The 896-nt window shown below is 41.1% G+C and carries 2 protein-coding genes; both read right to left on the minus strand.

Annotated elements, in window-relative coordinates:
- A partial coding sequence (locus AKK44_RS08785; protein ID WP_152911084.1) for a DUF1617 family protein occupies window positions 1-118 on the minus strand: 118 nt, incomplete at its 3' end.
- A gap of 8 nt (window positions 119-126) precedes the next feature.
- On the minus strand, window positions 127-896 hold a 770-nt coding region (locus AKK44_RS07565; protein ID WP_236686672.1), incomplete at its 5' end, for a gp58-like family protein.

An 896-nucleotide genomic window follows, 5' to 3' on the forward strand; every position in this document is an offset into this window, starting at 1 on the left:
CAACGACTTTAGAAAGTAATTTTGCACGCCCTCTGTTCGCCTTCATATTGGTGACTTTGATTTTGTCAAGCACATCATAAAGCGTGTTAAGTTCTTTGTTTTTTAGTTTTAGTTCCATTTTTTCTCCTATAAATTAAGTCCATGTGAGTTATATTCACCTATGATTGCTCTTGAGGTATTTGCGTCCCAAGACCAAGACGCATTATTTGCATGTATCCAACAAGACCATAAAGCTTTAATCGAATGGTACAAATCATTTAAATCAACCATTTTAGGCATTTTTTCAGGCCTCATCTTAAAACCACGCGAAATGTTGAAATCATCGCTGAAAATGATACTATCACCGTAAATTTCTACTTGATCAATTGTCGCTCCATGAGCTGTACCTCTCGCAGCACGGAACGCCCGCAAGCCCGCAAAGCGACCAGACGACATACTATTGACACCATCCCCTGACGAGGTTACGCCGATAGAAGCATAGACAGAGCCTACGCCTTGGTCTGAACTGCTCGAAACATCGTTGAAGTGTACAAAAGCAGTGTGTGTACCTTTCCGTCTGACTAACGCGTTATTTTTACTATTAAAAGCAATTTCAGCATTACTGTTGAAACTGATTCCTGAATTATTCAAGTCGATAATCATCGCACCATTTCTGGCCCTAATGACCTTGCCCTCCAACAGACTGGTAATCGTGTGCTCGATTTTAGCCTTGATAAAGCTAGCATCTAACCCTACGATGCTACTTGCATTGAGATTAATGACTCTAATCTTCGCAGCGTCAATCGTACCTGCAATTATCTGGTCAGCTCTGATTTTAATAGCTTCGGCGATTTTTGTAGTGAATGTACCATTTACTGTTGTATTCCCATCAAGAGCGATGCGCTCTCCAGCAATGC

The sequence above is a fragment of the Streptococcus phocae genome (genome assembly GCF_001302265.1).
GTDB lineage: Bacteria > Bacillota > Bacilli > Lactobacillales > Streptococcaceae > Streptococcus > Streptococcus phocae.